A 1563-nucleotide genomic window follows, 5' to 3' on the forward strand; every position below is an offset into this window, starting at 1 on the left:
CGCCCACCAGGCGCGCGACTGGACGGTGAAGGTCGACCTCGGCAACGTGGCGCTCTACGAGGGCGTGCGTTTCGGCGAGGGCCGCATGGAGGCGCTGCCGGCCGGCAGTGACATCTACTACCGTTTCGTGGCCGGCTCGCAGCTTTCGCGCATCGGGCGCGCCAGCACCCAGCGGCTGGCGCCGGTGGCGCAGGCCCGCTTCGCGGTGGCGAGCTGCTCCAACCTGCCCAAGGGCTTCTTCAGCGTCTACGACATGATCAGCCAGCAGGACGACCTCGATTTCGTGGTCCACCTCGGCGACTACATCTACGAGTACGGCGAAGGCGAGTACGGCGAAGGTGCCGCGCTGGTGCGCGATGGCGAGAACCGGATACCGGAGCCGACGCACGAGATGGTCTCGCGCCAGGACTACGTGCTCCGCCATGCCCAGTACAAGCGCGACCGCGAACTGCAGGCGCTGCACGCCCGCTTTCCGATGATCGCGGTCTGGGACGACCACGAGATCACCAACGATGCCTGGCGCGAAGGCGCCGAGAACCACACCACGGCCACCGAGGGCGATTACCAGCTGCGCAAGCAGAATGCCATCCGCGCCTATTTCAACTGGATGCCGCTGCGCGAGCAGTTCCCGCGCCAGACCGGCACGCTGCTGCCGGACGAGCGCGAGGTGATCTACCGCCGCATCCGGGTCGGTGACCTGATGGACCTGATCATGCTCGACACCCGCATCGTCGGTCGCGATCAGCAGGCCGCACTGCCGACCTTCGATGTCAGTCGCTTCGACCCCAACCGCTCGCTGCTCGGCGACACCCAGCGCACCTGGCTGCAGCTGCAGCTGCTGGAAGCGAAGAACCAGGGTGCGCAGTGGACCTTCCTGGGGCAGCAGGTGATGTTCGGGCAGCTCAACCTGCTCGAGCTGCCGCGTCTCGGTCTCGGTGACCTCAAGCTCGACAATCTGGTCGCGCTGAACATGGATCAGTGGGATGGCTATGCCGTGGAGCGCGACCGCGTGCGCGAGTTCGTGCGCTCCATCGGTCTGCAGAACCTGGTGGTGCTGACCGGGGACATCCACACCAGCTGGGCCATCGAACTCTACGAGAATCCCTTCCTGCTGCTGGGCGGCGTGCTCGGCAAGCCCTTCGGCGTCGAGTTCGTGGCGCCTTCGGTGACTTCGCCGGGCTTTCCGGATGGCGCCGCCGAGCTGGCCTCCACCCTGCTGCCGCTGGTCAATCCGCACATCCGCTACAGCGAGCTGAAGACCCACGGCTATGTGCTGGTGACGGTGACGCGGGAGAAGACGGTCGCCGAATGGCGCTACGCCACCAGCATCACCGACCCCGCGCAGATCGGCGTCGAGGACCTGGCCAAGCGTCGCACCTTCGAGGTCGCCGCCGGCAACAGCCGCCTGACCGATGTCACGCCGGGCGTCATTCCCTGCATCCCGGGGCTGCCCTGCATTCCCCTCCCGCCGCTTCCGGTGGGCTGAGCAACCGTCTTGTTAGTCAAGAGCTATGCATAGTCGAGTCCCACATCGAGCCATGCTTTGCGATGGCGTTGAGCATG

General features: G+C 66.3%; 1 protein-coding gene. It reads left to right on the plus strand.

What is annotated here, in order from left to right; all coding sequences use genetic code 11:
* Window positions 1-1486, plus strand: a 1486-nt coding sequence (locus C5O18_RS09325) for an alkaline phosphatase D family protein (protein ID WP_105193345.1), incomplete at its 5' end; no start/stop codon positions are given.
* Window positions 1487-1563: the final 77 nt, after the last annotated feature.

It is taken from the genome of Amnimonas aquatica (assembly GCF_002943415.1).
Classification (GTDB): Bacteria; Pseudomonadota; Gammaproteobacteria; order Pseudomonadales; family Moraxellaceae; genus Perlucidibaca; species Perlucidibaca aquatica_A.